This is a genomic window from Paraburkholderia franconis, assembly GCF_009362735.1.
In the GTDB taxonomy this organism is placed as follows: domain Bacteria; phylum Pseudomonadota; class Gammaproteobacteria; order Burkholderiales; family Burkholderiaceae; genus Paraburkholderia; species Paraburkholderia franconis.
On sequence record NZ_WHNP01000023.1, the window covers coordinates 38,797 to 54,832 of the forward strand.

11 protein-coding genes are annotated in these 16,036 nt (G+C 64.1%); 7 read left to right on the forward strand and 4 right to left on the reverse strand.

The window, feature by feature from the left end; translation table 11 throughout:
* Positions 1 to 17 precede the first annotated feature (17 nt).
* From rluB to truB, 6 genes are all read left to right on the forward strand, one after another.
* Complete coding sequence (gene rluB / locus GCT13_RS23610; RefSeq protein ID WP_152762162.1) at positions 18 to 1,757, forward strand: 23S rRNA pseudouridine(2605) synthase RluB; 1,740 nt, start codon at positions 18 to 20, stop codon at positions 1,755 to 1,757.
* A 456-nt stretch (positions 1,758 to 2,213) separates the two neighbouring features.
* Positions 2,214 to 2,672, forward strand: a complete 459-nt coding sequence (gene rimP, locus GCT13_RS23615; protein WP_321574572.1) for a ribosome maturation factor RimP — start codon at positions 2,214 to 2,216, stop codon at positions 2,670 to 2,672.
* A complete protein-coding gene (gene nusA, locus GCT13_RS23620) occupies positions 2,669 to 4,144 on the forward strand; it encodes a transcription termination factor NusA (RefSeq protein WP_152762164.1) in 1,476 nt (491 codons plus the stop codon). Before rimP ends, nusA begins: the two co-directional genes overlap by 4 nt.
* A gap of 96 nt (positions 4,145 to 4,240) precedes the next feature.
* Positions 4,241 to 7,129: a translation initiation factor IF-2 gene (gene infB, locus GCT13_RS23625; RefSeq protein WP_152762166.1), complete on the forward strand. Its 2,889-nt coding sequence runs from the start codon at positions 4,241 to 4,243 to the stop codon at positions 7,127 to 7,129.
* A gap of 157 nt (positions 7,130 to 7,286) precedes the next feature.
* The gene (rbfA, locus tag GCT13_RS23630) at positions 7,287 to 7,652 is read left to right on the forward strand and encodes a 30S ribosome-binding factor RbfA (RefSeq protein WP_152762168.1); all 366 of its coding nucleotides are present in this window, start codon (positions 7,287 to 7,289) and stop codon (positions 7,650 to 7,652) included.
* A 23-nt stretch (positions 7,653 to 7,675) separates the two neighbouring features.
* Positions 7,676 to 8,605 (forward strand): tRNA pseudouridine(55) synthase TruB, encoded by a 930-nt coding sequence (gene truB, locus GCT13_RS23635; protein ID WP_152762170.1) that lies wholly within the window; start codon positions 7,676 to 7,678, stop codon positions 8,603 to 8,605.
* Between the two features lie 148 nt (positions 8,606 to 8,753).
* Here truB and GCT13_RS23640 read toward each other — a convergent pair whose 3' ends face one another.
* From GCT13_RS23640 to GCT13_RS23655, 4 genes are all read right to left on the reverse strand, one after another.
* Positions 8,754 to 10,319 carry a DHA2 family efflux MFS transporter permease subunit gene (locus tag GCT13_RS23640; protein ID WP_152762172.1) on the reverse strand — a complete coding sequence of 522 codons (1,566 nt, stop codon included), beginning with the start codon at positions 10,317 to 10,319 and terminating at the stop codon, positions 8,754 to 8,756.
* A 38-nt stretch (positions 10,320 to 10,357) separates the two neighbouring features.
* Positions 10,358 to 11,578 carry an EmrA/EmrK family multidrug efflux transporter periplasmic adaptor subunit gene (locus GCT13_RS23645; protein ID WP_152762174.1) on the reverse strand — a complete coding sequence of 407 codons (1,221 nt, stop codon included), beginning with the start codon at positions 11,576 to 11,578 and terminating at the stop codon, positions 10,358 to 10,360.
* A gap of 81 nt (positions 11,579 to 11,659) precedes the next feature.
* On the reverse strand, positions 11,660 to 13,180 hold the full coding sequence (locus GCT13_RS23650; protein WP_152762176.1) for an efflux transporter outer membrane subunit: 1,521 nt from the start codon (positions 13,178 to 13,180) through the stop codon (positions 11,660 to 11,662).
* A 58-nt stretch (positions 13,181 to 13,238) separates the two neighbouring features.
* On the reverse strand, positions 13,239 to 13,754 hold the full coding sequence (locus GCT13_RS23655; RefSeq protein ID WP_152762179.1) for a MarR family winged helix-turn-helix transcriptional regulator: 516 nt from the start codon (positions 13,752 to 13,754) through the stop codon (positions 13,239 to 13,241).
* A gap of 313 nt (positions 13,755 to 14,067) precedes the next feature.
* On the opposite strand from GCT13_RS23655, the gene typA reads away from it, so the two are divergent.
* On the forward strand, positions 14,068 to 15,894 hold the full coding sequence (gene typA, locus GCT13_RS23660) for a translational GTPase TypA (RefSeq protein ID WP_152762181.1): 1,827 nt from the start codon (positions 14,068 to 14,070) through the stop codon (positions 15,892 to 15,894).
* The last annotated feature ends 142 nt before the right edge of the window (positions 15,895 to 16,036 follow it).

Below are 16,036 nucleotides of genomic sequence, written 5' to 3' on the forward strand. Positions count from 1 at the left end.
GACATTTTGAGGTTGTTTTGACAGACATCCACGACACCGATTCGCCCGAATCCGAGCGCGCCGTTGCGGCCGCGCGCCCCGACGAGACGCGTACGGCGCAAACATCGGCGACTGATAGCGAGAGGCCCGCGCAGGCGCACGACGCCGAAGGCGAAGAGCGTCCGCGCCGCGGCCTGCGCCGTGGTCCGCGCAGCCTGATCGCGCGTCGCCGCGCCGGCACGAAGGCGAAGACGGCGGAAGCCGCCGACACGCAGCCGGTGCCCATCGCGACGGAAGCGCCGCCCGACAGCGAAGTCGTCGCGCAGGTGCGCACGCCGCGCAAGGACGCGGGCGCGAAGGGGCAAGGCGGCCAGGGCGGCCGCCGCGCGGGCGGCAAGCAGGGCGGACAGCAAGGCGGCCAGCGCAAGAATCGCGGCGGCGGTAGCGTTGCGGCGCCCGCAGCGGCCGCCGACGGTGACAAGCAGGATGACCTGTTCGCGTACGTGACGTCGCCGGCATTCGATGCCGACAACTCCACGACGGGCGGCGTGCGCGCGCCGATGCTGCGCCGTGGCCGCGCCGCGGCGCCCAAGCGCGTGCTGGCGCCGGACGACGACGCCCCCAAACTGCATAAGGTGCTCGCCGAAGCGGGCATGGGCTCGCGCCGCGAGATGGAAGAGCTGATCGTCGCTGGCCGCGTGTCGGTGAACGGCGAGCCGGCTCACATCGGCCAGCGGATCATGCCGACCGATCTCGTGCGCATCAACGGCAAGCCCGTCAAGCGCAAGCTGCAGAACAAGCCGCCGCGCGTGCTGCTGTATCACAAGCCGACGGGCGAAATCGTCAGCCACGCCGACCCGGAAGGCCGTCCTTCCGTGTTCGACAAGCTGCCGCCGATGAAGACGGCAAAGTGGCTCGCCGTTGGCCGTCTGGACTTCAATACGGAAGGCCTGTTGATGCTCACCACGTCGGGCGACCTGGCTAACCGCTTCATGCATCCGCGCTACAGCGTCGAGCGCGAATACGCGGTGCGCGTCGTCGGCGAGCTGACGGAAGGCAACCGGCAAAAGCTGTTGCACGGCGTCGAGCTGGACGACGGTCCGGCGAACTTCCTGCGCATCCGCGATGGCGGCGGTGAAGGCACGAATCACTGGTATCACGTCGCGCTCGCCGAAGGGCGTAACCGCGAAGTGCGTCGCATGTTCGAGGCCGTCGGCCTGATGGTCAGCCGGCTGATCCGCACGCGTCATGGCCCGATCCTGCTGCCGCGCGGTCTCAAGCGCGGCCGCTGGGAAGAGCTCGAGGACAATCAGGTGCGCAGCCTGATGGCATCGGTGGGCCTGAAGGCGCCGACCGAAGAGAAGAGCGGCGGCCGCCGCAACGAGCCGGAACGCCGTCAGCCGGATCCGATGCAGACGTCGATGGGCTTCATCAACCGCGAGCCAGTGCTGATGTCACATGGTCGCTTCGATCAGCAGCCGCGAGGCGGGCAGGGTCGCCGCGGCAAGGCACCGAGCGCGTTCGGCGGGGTGAATTCCGGCTTGGGCGGATTCGGCAACACGAACGGCAATCGCGAAGGTCGTGGCCGCGATGTCGATGGCAATCGCGCGCCGTCGGGCAACCGTGCAGCAGCGGGCGGCAATGCGAAGCGCGGCGGCGGCGGCAATCGCACGCCGAACGGTAATCGTGCGAACAGCGGTAATCGCGCCGGCGGCAACCCGAACGCCGGCGGCAACCGCAGCGGCGGCGCGCCGCGCAACCGTTCGCGCGGACGCTGATCGTCCCGGTGCTGCGGGCGGTCTCGGGCTCGAGCCGTCTGCCATGAGGTTGTGATTACACTGCGGGTGTTTTGTGTCGGGATTCGTTTCCGCCATTTGCAGATGCGTTCAAGCTGTTTCGAGCGCGGGCGCAAACCCGCGCGAACTGCCGAAAAAGCCCAGCTTTAACGCTTGATTGCGGCGAAATCAGCCGCAAGTGCGCTTGGCGAGCCCGCCGGCGGTTTGCGTTTGTCCTGAAAAATGGCTACAATCGCAAAGTCACTGGGCGTGCGGTTTCATGTGCGGCTCAGGTGCGACCACCGGCAATAAGATGATGGGCGTTTCGCCCATTTTTTTTTGCCGCTCAGTTTTTACGTGGATCGGCATCTCGGGTAGCACGAACGTGCGCCGGCTTGGCGCGCAGCCCGCGGGTGTATCGCAAAGGCTTGCAGCGCGAACATCTTAGAGGGCAGCACTGTGCAACTGACGGAACTGATTGAAACCACGGTCGTGGGCCTCGGCTACGAGCTCGTCGATCTCGAGCGCACCGGGCGCGGCATGCTGTGCGTGTATATCGACCAGCCCGCTGGCATCGCGATCGAAGACTGCGAAAAAGTTACCCGTCAGCTCCAGCACGTTCTGACGGTCGAAAATATCGATTACGAGCGGCTTGAAGTATCGTCGCCGGGTCTCGACCGCCCGCTGAAGAAACTGGCGGACTTCGAACGCTTCGCGGGCAGCGAGGCGGTCATCACATTGAAAAAACCATTGGACGGACGGAAATCGTACCGGGGCACCTTGCATGCACCCGAAGGCGAAACGATCGGTCTGGAATTTGAAGGGAAGGAAGGCGCCGCGATGCTGGATTTCACGCTCGCGGATATCGACAAGGCACGCCTCGTTCCGAAAGTTGACTTTAGGAGCCGCAAACAATGAGTCGCGAAGTGTTGATGCTGGTGGATGCGCTGGCACGCGAAAAAAATGTCGACAAGGACGTGGTTTTTGCCGCGCTCGAGGCAGCGCTCGCGTCTGCATCCAAGAAACTCTTCGACGAAGACGCGGACATCCGCGTCCATATCGACCGTGAAAGCGGCGAGCACGAGACGTACCGTCGCTGGAAAGTCGTGCCTGACGAAGCGGGCCTGCAGGAGCCGGATCAGGAAATCCTGTTGTTCGAAGCGCGCGAGCAGAAGCCCGACGCGGAGATCGACGACTTCCTGGAAGAACCCGTGCCGTCGATCGAGTTCGGCCGGATCGGCGCGCAGGCCGCCAAGCAGGTGATCCTGCAGAAGGTGCGCGACGCGGAGCGCGAGCAGATCCTGAACGACTTCCTCGAGCGCGGCGAAAACATCATGACGGGCACCGTCAAGCGTCTCGACAAAGGCAACTTCATCGTCGAATCGGGCCGCGTCGAAGCGCTGCTGCGCCGCGACCAGCTGATTCCGAAGGAAAACCTGCGTATCGGCGACCGCGTGCGCGCCTATATCGCGAAGGTCGACCGCACCGCGCGCGGCCCGCAGATCGAACTGTCGCGCACGGCGCCCGAGTTCCTGATGAAGCTCTTCGAAATGGAAGTGCCGGAAATCGAGCAGGGCCTGCTGGAAATCAAGGCGGCGGCACGCGATCCCGGCGTGCGCGCAAAGATCGGCGTCGTCGCTTACGACAAGCGCATCGATCCCATCGGCACCTGCGTCGGCATTCGCGGCTCGCGCGTGCAGGCCGTGCGTAACGAGCTCGGTGGCGAAAACGTCGACATCGTGCTATGGTCGGAAGATCCCGCCCAGTTTGTGATCGGCGCGCTCGCGCCGGCAGCCGTCCAGTCGATCGTCGTCGATGAAGAAAAGCATTCGATGGACGTCGTCGTCGACGAGAACGAACTGGCCGTCGCTATCGGCCGCAGCGGCCAGAACGTGCGTCTTGCCAGCGAGCTCACCGGCTGGCAGATCAACATCATGACGCCGGACGAGTCTGCGCAAAAGCAGAACCAGGAACGGGGCGTACTGCGCGACCTGTTCATGGCTCGTCTCGATGTCGACGAGGAAGTCGCCGACATTCTGATCGACGAAGGTTTCACGAGTCTCGAAGAGATTGCGTATGTGCCGCTCAACGAGATGCTCGAAATCGAAGCATTCGACGAAGATACGGTTCACGAACTGCGTAATCGTGCTCGTGACGCACTGCTGACGATGGCGATTGCGAACGAGGAGAAGGTCGAAGGTGTTGCGCTCGACCTTAAGAGCCTGGAAGGCATGGATGCCGATCTGCTCGCGAAGCTGGCTGAACATCAGATCCAGACGCGCGACGAACTGGCAGAACTGGCTGTCGACGAGCTGGTCGAGATGACGGGGATGAATGAGGACGCCGCGAAGGCGTTGATCATGAAGGCCCGTGAACACTGGTTTCAATGAGATCCACGACCATGAACCACTGATCTGATCGCGGCCGCAAGGCCGCATGACCCGATGCTAACCGCAAGGAATCGGTCCTTGCACTAAGAGGAATGAATGGCGAGTAACAACGTAGCCCAATTTGCCGCGGAACTGAAAATGCCTGCAGGCGTGCTGCTCGAGCAGCTGCAGGCGGCGGGCGTCCAGAAAGCGAGTGAAGACGATGCCTTGTCCGAGACGGACAAGGCGCGTCTGCTCGACCACTTGCGCAGGTCGCACGGCTCGAACGATGCTGACAAGCGCAAGATCACGCTGACGCGCCGGCATACGTCGGAAATCAAACAGTCCGACGCCACGGGTAAAGCTCGCACCATTCAGGTCGAAGTGCGCAAGAAGCGCACGTTCGTCCGCCGCGATGAAGCGGCCGAACAGGCGGAAGTAGCGGGCAACGGTCAGGAAGCGGAAGATCTCGAACTGCAGCGTCGCGAGGAAGAAGCGCGTCACGCGGCGGAGCTGCTCGAAAAGCAGGCTCTGGAGCTGAAGGAGCGCCAGGAGCGTCTCGCGCTCGAAGAAGCCGAGCGTCAGGAACGCGAACAGGCGGCCGAGGCGGAGCGTCGCCGTGCCGAAGACGAAGCGGCGAAGAAGCGCGCGGCGGCCATGGCCGAAGCGGCGGCTCGCGAGCAGGCCGAGCAGGAGCGCGCATCGCAGGACGAAGAGCGCGCGGCGGCGGAACGCGCTGCGCAGCGGGAAGCGGCGAAGAAGGCCGAAGACGCTGCACGCGAGCAGGCCGAGAAGGCGCGCCTCGAACAGGAAGAAATCGCGAAGCGCCGTGCGGCGGCTGAAGCCGAAGCGCGCGCGATCCGCGAAATGATGAGCACACCGCGCAAGGCGCAGGTGAAGGCGCCGGAACCGGCACCGAAGCCCGCCGAGCCGGCCAAGACCGCCGAAGCGAAGGGCACGCTGCACAAGCCGGCGCGTCCCGCTGGCGAAACGTCGGCGCGTCCGGCCGCGAAGAAGCCGGCGCCCGCAGCAGCGGCGCAACCGGCTGCGACTGCGCAGCCGGCGGGTCCCGCTGGCGACAAGAAGAAGGCGGGCGGCAAGGGCGGCACCTGGCAGGACGATGCAGCAAAGCGTCGCGGCATCAAGACGCGCGGTGACACCAGTGGCGGCGTCGATCGCGGCTGGCGCGGTGGTCCGAAGGGCCGTGGCAAGCATCAGGAAGCCACGACCTTCCAGGCGCCGACCGAGCCGATCGTGCGTGAAGTGCACGTGCCGGAAACCATCACGGTTGCCGACCTCGCTCACAAGATGTCGGTGAAGGCTTCGGAAGTCATCAAGGTGATGATGAAGCTCGGCCAGATGGTCACGATCAACCAGATGCTGGACCAGGAAACGGCGATGATCGTCGTCGAGGAACTGGGCCACCATGCCGTCGCGGCGAAGCTGGACGATCCGGAAGCGATGCTGATCGAAGGCGATGCCTCGGACGCGCCGCAACTGCCGCGTCCTCCCGTCGTCACGGTCATGGGTCACGTCGACCACGGCAAGACCTCGCTGCTCGACTACATCCGTCGCGCGAAGGTCGCGGCGGGCGAAGCGGGCGGCATTACGCAGCACATCGGCGCGTATCACGTCGAAACGCCGCGCGGCGTCATTACGTTCCTCGATACGCCGGGTCACGAAGCGTTCACGGCCATGCGTGCGCGCGGTGCGAAGGCAACCGACATCGTGATTCTCGTCGTCGCAGCCGATGACGGCGTGATGCCGCAGACGAAGGAAGCGATCTCGCACGCGAAGGCGGGCGGCGTGCCCCTCGTCGTCGCGATCAACAAGATCGACAAGCCGGAAGCGAATCCGGAACGCGTGAAGCAGGAACTCGTCGCGGAAGGCGTGGTGCCGGAAGAATACGGCGGCGATTCGCCGTTCGTGCCGGTGTCGGCGAAGACGGGCGCGGGCATCGACGATCTGCTCGAAAACGTGCTGCTGCAAGCCGAAGTGCTGGAACTGAAGGCGCCTGTCGAAGCACCGGCGAAGGGTCTCGTGATCGAAGCGAAGCTCGACAAGGGTAAGGGGCCTGTTGCAACGATCCTCGTCCAGTCGGGTACGCTCAATCGCGGCGATGTCGTGCTGGCAGGCAGCGCCTACGGCCGCGTGCGCGCGATGCTCGACGAAACCAGCAAGCCGACCAAGACGGCGGGTCCGTCGATCCCGGTGGAAATCCAGGGTCTGTCGGAAGTGCCGGCGGCGGGCGAAGAAGTCATCGTCATGCCGGACGACCGCAAGGCTCGCGAAATCGCGCTGTTCCGTCAGGGCAAGTTCCGCGACGTGAAGCTCGCGAAGCAGCAGGCCGCGAAGCTCGAAAACATGCTCGAGCAGATGGGCGAAGGCGAAGTGCAGCATCTGCCCCTCATCGTCAAGGCCGACGTGCAGGGTTCGCAGGAAGCACTGGTGCAGGCGCTGCTCAAGCTGTCGACGGACGAAGTGCGCGTGCAGATCGTGCACGGCGCGGTCGGCGGCATCAGCGAATCGGACGTCAACCTGGCGACGGCGTCGAAGGCGGTCATCATCGGCTTCAACACCCGCGCAGACGCGCAGGCTCGCAAGCTGGCGGAGACCAACGGCATCGACATCCGCTACTACAACATCATCTACGACGCAGTGGATGAGGTGAAGGCGGCGATGTCGGGCATGCTGGCACCGGAGAAGCGCGAAGTCGTCACCGGCATGGTCGAAGTCCGCCAGGTCTTCAAGGTGCCGAAGGTCGGCTCGGTGGCGGGCTGTATGGTCACGGACGGTGTGGTCAAGCGTACGTCGTCGGTGCGCGTGCTGCGCAACAACGTCGTGATCCACACGGGCGAGCTCGATTCGCTCAAGCGCTTCAAGGACGACGTCAAGGAAGTGCGCCAGGGCTTCGAATGCGGTATGTCGGTCAAGAACTTCAACGACATCCAGGAAGGCGACCAGTTCGAAGTCTTCGAAGTCACAGAAGTCGCGCGTACGCTGTAATTCAGGCGTCGAGCGCATGAGGGGCGGGGCGGGCGCTTGAGCCCAATCCCGCCCCTTTGTTTTTGTATCGACTGTTTTGTTGTCGTGTTTGCGTTGGAGTCCGTGGCTCGTTGCCGCCGAATGCGCGAACACACTGCCACCGGATCACGGATTCACCATGCCTAAGAAACGTACTTCTCCCAACCGCAACGTGCAGCTCGCCGATCAGATTCAGCGCGACCTGTCCGAACTGATTCGCGAGGTCAAAGACCCGCGCATCGGTATCGTCACTTTTCAGAGCGTCGAGCTGACGCCTGACTATGCGCACGCGAAGGTCTACTTCACGACGCTGACGGGCGATCCGCACCAGACGCAGGACGCGCTCAATCACGCGGCGGGTCATCTGCACAACCTGTTGTTCAAGCGGCTGCATATCCACACGGTGCCGACGCTGCATTTCCATTACGACAAGACGATCGAGCGCGCGGTTGAGATGTCGCGTCTGATCGACGAGGCGAACGCCACGCGCGCGAAAGACGACTGATCGAAGTCGAGGCAAGCGCGCATATGACTCAGAATCCACGTCCCAAGGTGCCGCGCCGCGCGCTCGATGGCGTGTTGCTGCTCGACAAGCCAGTCGGTCTGTCGAGCAACGACGCGCTGATTCGCGCGAAGCGTTTGTATCTCGCGAAGAAGGCAGGACACACAGGCACGCTTGACCCGCTCGCGTCGGGACTTTTGCCGCTTTGCTTCGGCGAAGCGACGAAGTTTTCGCAAGACCTGCTCGACGCGGACAAAACGTACGAAGCGACGATGCGCCTGGGCATACGCACGACGACGGGCGATGCGGAAGGCGAAGCGATCGAAACGCGCGACGTAGCGTGCGACCAGCCCGCCGTCGAGCGGGCGCTCGCGCAATTTCGCGGCGACATCGTGCAGGTGCCGCCGATGTATTCCGCGCTCAAGCGCGACGGCAAGCCGCTGTACGAGTATGCGCGCGCAGGGCAGACCGTCGAGCGCGAAGGGCGTCAGGTGACGATTCATGCGCTGGAACTCGTCGCGTGCGCGTTGCCCGATGTGACGTTTCGCGTGACGTGCAGCAAGGGCACCTATGTGCGCACGCTGGCCGAGGACCTCGGCGAAGCGCTCGGCTGTGGCGCGCATCTGGTGATGCTGCGGCGTACGGGCGTCGGCGTGCTGACGCTCGAGCATTCGGTCACGCTCGACGCGCTGTCAGACGCGACAGAAAGCGAGCGCGACGCGTGGCTGCAGCCTGTCGACGCGTTGCTTTCGACGTTTCCGTCGGTGCAGCTCGATGCGGAAGCGACGCGTCGTTTCATGCATGGCCAGCGCTTGCGGCTCGCGGACCTTTCCGTCGGCGACGATGTGCTGCAAGCCACCCGCACGCGCGTTTATGCGAGCGAAGGCAAATTGCTTGGCGTGGCGAGAGTGGGCGAGGGCGTGCTCGCGCCCGAGCGCCTGATCGTGACGGCCTAATAACGGCGTGACGGCAGCAAGACCCGCTAACAGACAAATCTGCACAAGAAGCAAAAAAGGCGGACCGCAATCGTGCGGTACCGCCTTTTTTCTTGCCGACTGATTGTTGCCCCGACGAATCAGGGCGTCAGTCGGCCAACTGCAGAAATCAATGCGCCGCGGAAGCCGCTGCGCTTGCGTCGCCGCCGGCCGCGCGCTCGGGGCGCGTGACCCAGATCAGCGCGATCAGCGCGACGAAAATTCCCGCCGACACATAGAACAGATCGTTCACGCCGAGTTGCGCGGCCTGCTGCGTCGTCATCGAGTTGAAGAGCCCGTACGCTTGCGCCTGGTTCAACCCGACGCCGCCCATCTGCGTGATCGACTGGTCGAACACCGGGTTGTACGCGTTCGCGCGCTCGGTCAGTTGCGCGTGATGCAGGATCGAGCGATGGTCCCACGCGGTTTCGAAGATCGACGTGCCGATGCCGCCGCACATGATCCGCACGAAATTCGACAGACCGGAGGCCGCCGGAATCCGTTGGCCGGGCAGGCCCGACAGCGTGATCGAGACGAGCGGGATGAAGAAGCCCGCCATGCCAATGCCCTGAATCAGCGTCGGCAGCATCAGCGAGTAGGTGTCGACGCCCGTCGTGTAGCGCGAGCGCATCCAGAAGCACAGCGCGAACACGAGAAACGAGGCCGTCGAGATATAGCGCGGATCGGTGCGCGGCAGGATCTTGCCCGTCAGCGGCGACAAGAGGATTGCAAACACGCCGACGGGCGCCATCACGAGGCCGGCGTCCGTCGCCGTGTAGCCGATGTCGGTTTGCAGCCAGAGCGGCAGCAGCACGAGATTGCCGAAGTACAGGCCGTAGCCGATCGCGAGCGCCACCGTGCCGCCTGTGAAATTGCGCAGCTTGAAGAGCGACAGGTCGACGACGGGATGCTTGTCCGTCAGCTCCCACACGATGAAGAACGCCAGCGCGATCACCGCGGTGAGCGCGAGCACGACGATCGTCGTCGACGAGAACCAGTCGAGGTCCTTGCCCTTGTCGAGCATGACCTGCAGCGAACCGACCCACGTGATCAGCAGCACGAGCCCGACGATGTCGATCGGCGCTTTCTTGATGACGGAATCGCGGTTGCGGAAGATCGCCCACGTCGCGGCCGCGGCGATGATGCCGACGGGGATGTTCACGTAGAAAATCCACGGCCACGAGATGTTGTCCGAGATCCAGCCGCCGAGAATCGGACCGGCGACGGGCGCGATCAGCGTCGTCATCGCCCACATCGAGAGCGCCATCGGCGCTTTCGCGCGCGGATAGCTTGCGAGCAGCAGCGTTTGCGACAGCGGAATCATCGGACCGGCGACGGCGCCCTGCAGCACGCGCGACGCGAGCAGGAACGGCAGATTCGGCGAGAGGCCGCACATCCACGACGAGATCACGAACAGCACGATCGACGCCATGAAGAGCCGCACCTGGCCGATGCGGTCCGTGAGCCAGCCCGTCAGCGGCACGGAGATCGCGTTCGCGACCGCGAACGACGTGATCACCCACGTGCCCTGATCGGCCGACACGCCGAGGTCGCCGGAAATGGACGGGATCGAGACGTTCGCGATCGACGTGTCCAGCACATTCATGAAAACGGCGAGCGACACCGCGATGGTGCCGATCACCAGTTGCGCGCCCTCGAGCGGCGGATGAGGGACGTGCGCTTGAGCCTGAGCCATCTATTGTTCGAACCTTGTTGAATGCGGACGGACGCCGCTCACATCAGCTTCGGCGTGGCCTTCGAGCCGGATGCCGCCTTCTGCGGCACGCCGGCGTTCGGACCTGCGTTTTCCGAAATGATGCGTGCGATTTCCACGTCGGCTTCGTCGCCGTACTTGTCGAAGACGTTGGTCTGATAGACGGTGTTCTGCGCGCTGCCGAGCTCGCCGCCCACGTCGTCCTTGATGCTCACGTCGACCTGCATCGACAGGCCGATGCGCAGCGGATGCTTTTCGAGCTCCTGCGGATCGATCGCGATACGCACGGGCAGACGCTGCACGACCTTGATCCAGTTACCCGTCGCGTTCTGCGCCGGAAGCAGCGAGAATGCCGAGCCCGTGCCCGCTGAGAAGCCGACCACCTTGCCGTGGTACTTCACCGACGAGCCGTAGACATCCGCCGTCAGTTCGACGGGCTGCCCGATGCGCATGTGCTTCAGCTGCACTTCCTTGAAGTTCGCGTCGACCCACACGGCGTTGAGCGGCACGATCGCCATCAGCGGATTGCCCGGCGACACGCGCTGGCCGACCTGCACCGAGCGCTTCGCGACATAGCCTGTGACGGGCGCGGGCAGCGTGTTGCGCGCGTTGTTCAGATACGCATCGCGGACCCTGGCGGCCGCGGCCTGCACGTTCGGATGGCTCGCGATCGTCGTGTTGGCCGTCAGCGCGCGGTTGGACGCGAGCTGCTGTTGAGAGGCGTCGAGCGCGGCTTGCGCGCTCTTCACGGCATCGCGTGCGTGCGAGATTTCTTCCTGCGACACCGCGCCCGTTTGCGCGACGGTCAGACGGCGCTTCAAGTCATCCTGGGCGCGCGACAGATCGGCCTGACGAACGGCAACCTGCGCCTGGTACTGACTGTCGTCGGCGTAGAGGCCGCGCACCTGGCGCACGACCTGGCCGAGATTCGCTTCCGCCGATTGCAGGGCGATGCGCGAATCGGCGCGATCGAGCACGACGAGAGGATCGCCGGACTTCACAGTTTGCGTGTCGTCCGCGTTCACGGCGATCACCGTGCCCGTGACCTGCGGCGTGATCTGCACGACGTTGCCGTTCACGTACGCGTCGTCGGTATCCTCGTGGAAGCGCGCGACGAGGAAGTAGTAGAGGCCGTACGCGATCGCGGCAATCAGGATCACGCTGACGAGCAGCGTCATCATGCGCTTGCGTTTGCCGTTGCTGGCCGGCTGCGCGTTAGCGGGTTGTTGGGGCGTGCTCATGAATAGGCTCCGGATTCTGTCAGTCTGTATCGTTTATTCGGATCGCAATGTGCTGTGCGTGTGCTTGTTCGCCTGGCGCGCTCAGTTCGACGCATGGGCCGCCGACGCGGACGCCGCCGTCGACGAAGCGGGCGCATCCGTCGGCACGACGAGACCCGTCTGCGTCGCATCGAAGCCGCCGCCGAGCGCCTTGATCAGCGCGATTTGCAGATCGCGGCGGCGCATCTTCAGGTTCGTGACCGTCTGCTCCGCTGCGAGGCGGTTCTCGTCGGCGTTCAGCACCTGCAGTTGCGGCGACAGCCCTGCCTTGTAGCGGATCACGGCGAGTTCGTACGCCTTTGTCGACGCGTCGAGCGCGCGTTGCGCATCCCCTTGCTGGCGGTCGATCGAGCGGATCGACGAAATCTGCGTGGCCACGTCGGACAGCGCGTTGATCAGCGTCTGGTTGTAGTTCGCGACGTCCAGGTCGAAGTCGGCGTAGCGGCCCTTCAGTTGCGAGCGCAGCGCGCCGGCGTCGAAGATGGGCAAATGGATCGCGGGGCCGAACTGGATCTGGCGGCTCGACGCCGTCAGGAAGCGGCTCCAGCCGAACGCGTCGAAGCCGAACGCGGCGGCGAGGTTTACGTCCGGGAAGAACTCGGCCTTCGCTTCCTTCACGTCGTGCATCGCGGCTTCGACCTGCCAGCGCGCGGCGACGATGTCGGGGCGGCGCGAAACGAGATCGGCGGGCACGTTGTCGGGGAGCGTGACGGCGCCGCCCGGATTGAACACGGGCTTGGCGATCTGCAGGCCGCGGTCCGGGCCCTTGCCGAGCAGCGCGCCGAGCTGGTAGCGCGTGGTCGTGATCTGGCCGTCGAGTTCGGTCAGGTTCGACTGGCTGGTCGCGATGTTGCCGTTCGCCGTCTGACGTTCGACGTTCGTATCGAGACCGGCGGCGACGCGGCCGTTCGTGATCGAGCCGACCGTCTGGCGGTTCTTGATCTCGCGCTCGGCGATGTCGCGCAGCGCGTAAAGCTGCGCAAGCGAGTTGTACGTGCGTGCGACGGACGCGGCGAGCGCCACGCGTGCCTGCTGCATGTCCGCTTCGGCTGCCTTTTCCTGCGATACGGCCTGGCCGAGCCGCTGACGGTTCTTACCCCAGAGGTCGAGATCCCAGGATGCGCTCGCGAGCACATTGTTTTCGCTGTACCACGTGCCGCCAAAGGGCGGCGGAAACAAGGCGTTTTCCGAATACAGCTCGCGGGTCCACGAGTAGCTGCCTTCGACCTTCGGATACAGCGCCGACTTCGACGATTCGATATAGGACGACGCCTTCGCGATGCGCGCCTGCGCCTGCGCGATCGACGGATTGCCCTCGAGTGCTTCCGCAATCAGCTGAGGCAGCTGCGGATCGTCGAACTGGTTGGCCCAGTCGAGTGTCGGCCACTGGCCACCTTCGGCGGGCAGGCTTTGCGAGGCCTCGAACTGCGAGCTGGGCGCGATCTGCTTGTCGTCCTTCAGACCGAAGTAGTTCGCGCAGCCCGCCAGGGTCAGCGCCGCGACGGCGGCAGCGACCGCCGCCCGGCGTGACGATGCGTGCGCGCGCCTCGACAGGAATTTCATCGCTGGACTCTTTGCGTGTAATGGCATTTTTTCTTTAATGGACGGTGCAACTATTTTCTTACGATTTGCTGTCGGCATTGCTTGCCGAGTCACGGTTTTCGCCGAGTAATTCACAGCTATTTGCCAAGACTCGCCTCAGAAGACTCTTGAGAAATCCCGTCTCCTCAGGCGTGAAACCAGACAGCAGCTTCTCCGTCACACCCGTGAAGACGGCCGGCATGCGCGCGGCGATTGCGTGGCCCTCGGCCGTCAGCGCAAGCCGGACGACGCGCCGGTCCTCGTCGCTGCGCACCCGCGTAAGCAGCCCGCGTTTTTCGAGGCGATCGACGAGGCGCGTGACCGCGCTCGCGTCGATGCCGTATTCGCGCGCCAGCTCGGCTGCGAGCAGGCATTTGCCGCTGGCGACCATGAACAGCACGCTGGCCTGCTGGCTGGTGATGCCGAGTTCGGCAATCGTGCGTTGCGTCACGAGGTTCGACAACGCCGATTTCACGCGTGAAATCAGATAGCCGACGCTTTCGCCGAATTGGTATTCGCTGACCTCGGGCGACGGCGTGTTGGACGGTTCGGTCATGATTCTCGTGCGACTGCAATGGTTGACTATGCACGATTGTAGAATCGATTAATTGACGCGGCAAGCGTTATTACAGCTTAGGCAAGGATCTATCTCGCGCCGGGTGAAAGTCGGGGGAAAGCTTGGCTGGGGTGACAGGCGGGCAGCGAGCATGCGTTGCGTTAGTGAGATATTGGGGCGCGCTATCGGGGAATACCAGAAACGCGTCATGTGCGCGTGCTATAATTTTGGGTTCCCAAAAGTGCGCTTTGGGCTTGGCGAAGTAGCTGGGCAGGTGGCGCACTCCACTCGTTTCCAGCGTCTCCAGGTTCCTATGTCCCGCGCTCTCCGCAACATCGCCATCATTGCTCACGTCGACCACGGCAAGACCACGCTCGTCGACCAGCTGCTCCGCCAGTCCGGCACCTTCCGCGAAAACCAGCAGATCGCGGAACGCGTGATGGACTCGAACGACATCGAAAAAGAGCGCGGCATCACGATTCTCGCCAAGAACTGCGCAGTCGAATACGAAGGCACGCACATCAATATCGTTGACACCCCGGGCCACGCCGACTTCGGCGGCGAAGTGGAACGCGTGCTATCGATGGTCGACTCGGTGCTGCTGCTCGTCGACGCCGTCGAAGGCCCGATGCCGCAAACCCGTTTCGTCACGAAGAAGGCGCTCGCGCTGGGCCTCAAGCCGATCGTCGTGGTCAACAAGATCGATCGCCCCGGCGCGCGCATCGACTGGGTGATCAACCAGACGTTCGAGCTTTTCGACAAACTCGGCGCGACGGAAGAGCAGCTTGACTTCCCGGTCATCTACGCTTCGGGCCTGAATGGCTACGCCGGCCTCGATCCGAGCGTGCGCGACGGCGACATGCGCCCGCTGTTCGAAGCGATCCTCGAGCACGTGCCCGTGCGTCCGGCCGATCCGGACGGTCCGCTGCAACTGCAGATCACGTCGCTCGACTACTCGACGTACGTCGGCCGTATCGGCGTGGGCCGCATCACGCGCGGCCGCATCAGGCCGGGTCAGCAGGTGGCGCTGCGCTTCGGTCCGGAAGCGGAGGTCCTGAACCGCAAGATCAACCAGGTGCTGTCGTTCAAGGGTCTGGAGCGCGTCCAGGTCGACGAAGCGCAAGCGGGAGACATCGTGCTGATCAACGGCATCGAGGACGTCGGCATCGGCGCGACGATCTGCGCGCCGGACAATCCCGAAGCGCTGCCGATGATCACCGTCGACGAACCCACGCTGACGATGAACTTCCTCGTCAACTCGTCGCCGCTCGCGGGCAAGGAAGGCAAGTTCGTCACGAGCCGCCAGATCCGCGATCGTCTGATGAAAGAGCTGAACCACAACGTCGCGCTGCGCGTGAAGGACACGGGCGACGAAACGGTGTTTGAAGTATCGGGCCGCGGCGAACTGCACCTCACGATTCTCGTCGAGAACATGCGCCGCGAAGGGTATGAGCTGGCCGTGTCGCGTCCGCGCGTGGTGCTGCAGGAAGTCGACGGCGTGAAGCACGAGCCGTACGAACTGCTGACGGTCGACGTCGAAGACGCGCACCAGGGCGGCGTGATGGAAGAACTGGGCCGCCGCAAGGGTGAAATGCTGGACATGGCGTCGGACGGCCGTGGCCGCACGCGTCTCGAATACCGCATCCCGGCGCGTGGCCTGATCGGCTTCCAGGGCGAGTTCATGACGCTCACGCGCGGCACGGGCCTGATGAGCCACGTGTTCGACGAGTACCTGCCGCTGAAGGAAGGGTCGCTCGGCGAGCGCCGCAACGGCGTGCTGATCTCGCAGGACGACGGCGCTGCTGTCGCCTATGCGCTGTGGAAGCTGCAGGATCGCGGCCGCATGTTCGTGAAGCCGGGCGACGCGCTGTACGAAGGCATGATCATCGGCATTCACAGCCGCGACAACGACCTCGTCGTGAACCCGATCAAGGGCAAGCAGCTGACCAACGTGCGCGCGTCGGGCACCGATGAAGCCGTGCGTCTCGTTCCGCCGATCCAGATGTCGCTGGAATACGCGGTCGAATTCATCGACGACGACGAGCTCGTCGAAGTGACGCCGCAAAGCATCCGTCTGCGCAAACGCCATCTGAAGGAGCATGAGCGTCGCCGTGCGAGTCGCGAAGCGGCAGCCAGCTAAGGTCGCGTGCCTTTGCGGGCAGCATTCAGCGTCAGCAAAGAGCCAAAAAGCCGCCTTCGGGCGGCTTTTTGCATGGCGCGCAGCACCTCACCGGACGGTGTTCGAATATGCGCCTAGAATATTCTTGCGCAGTGCGGCAAAG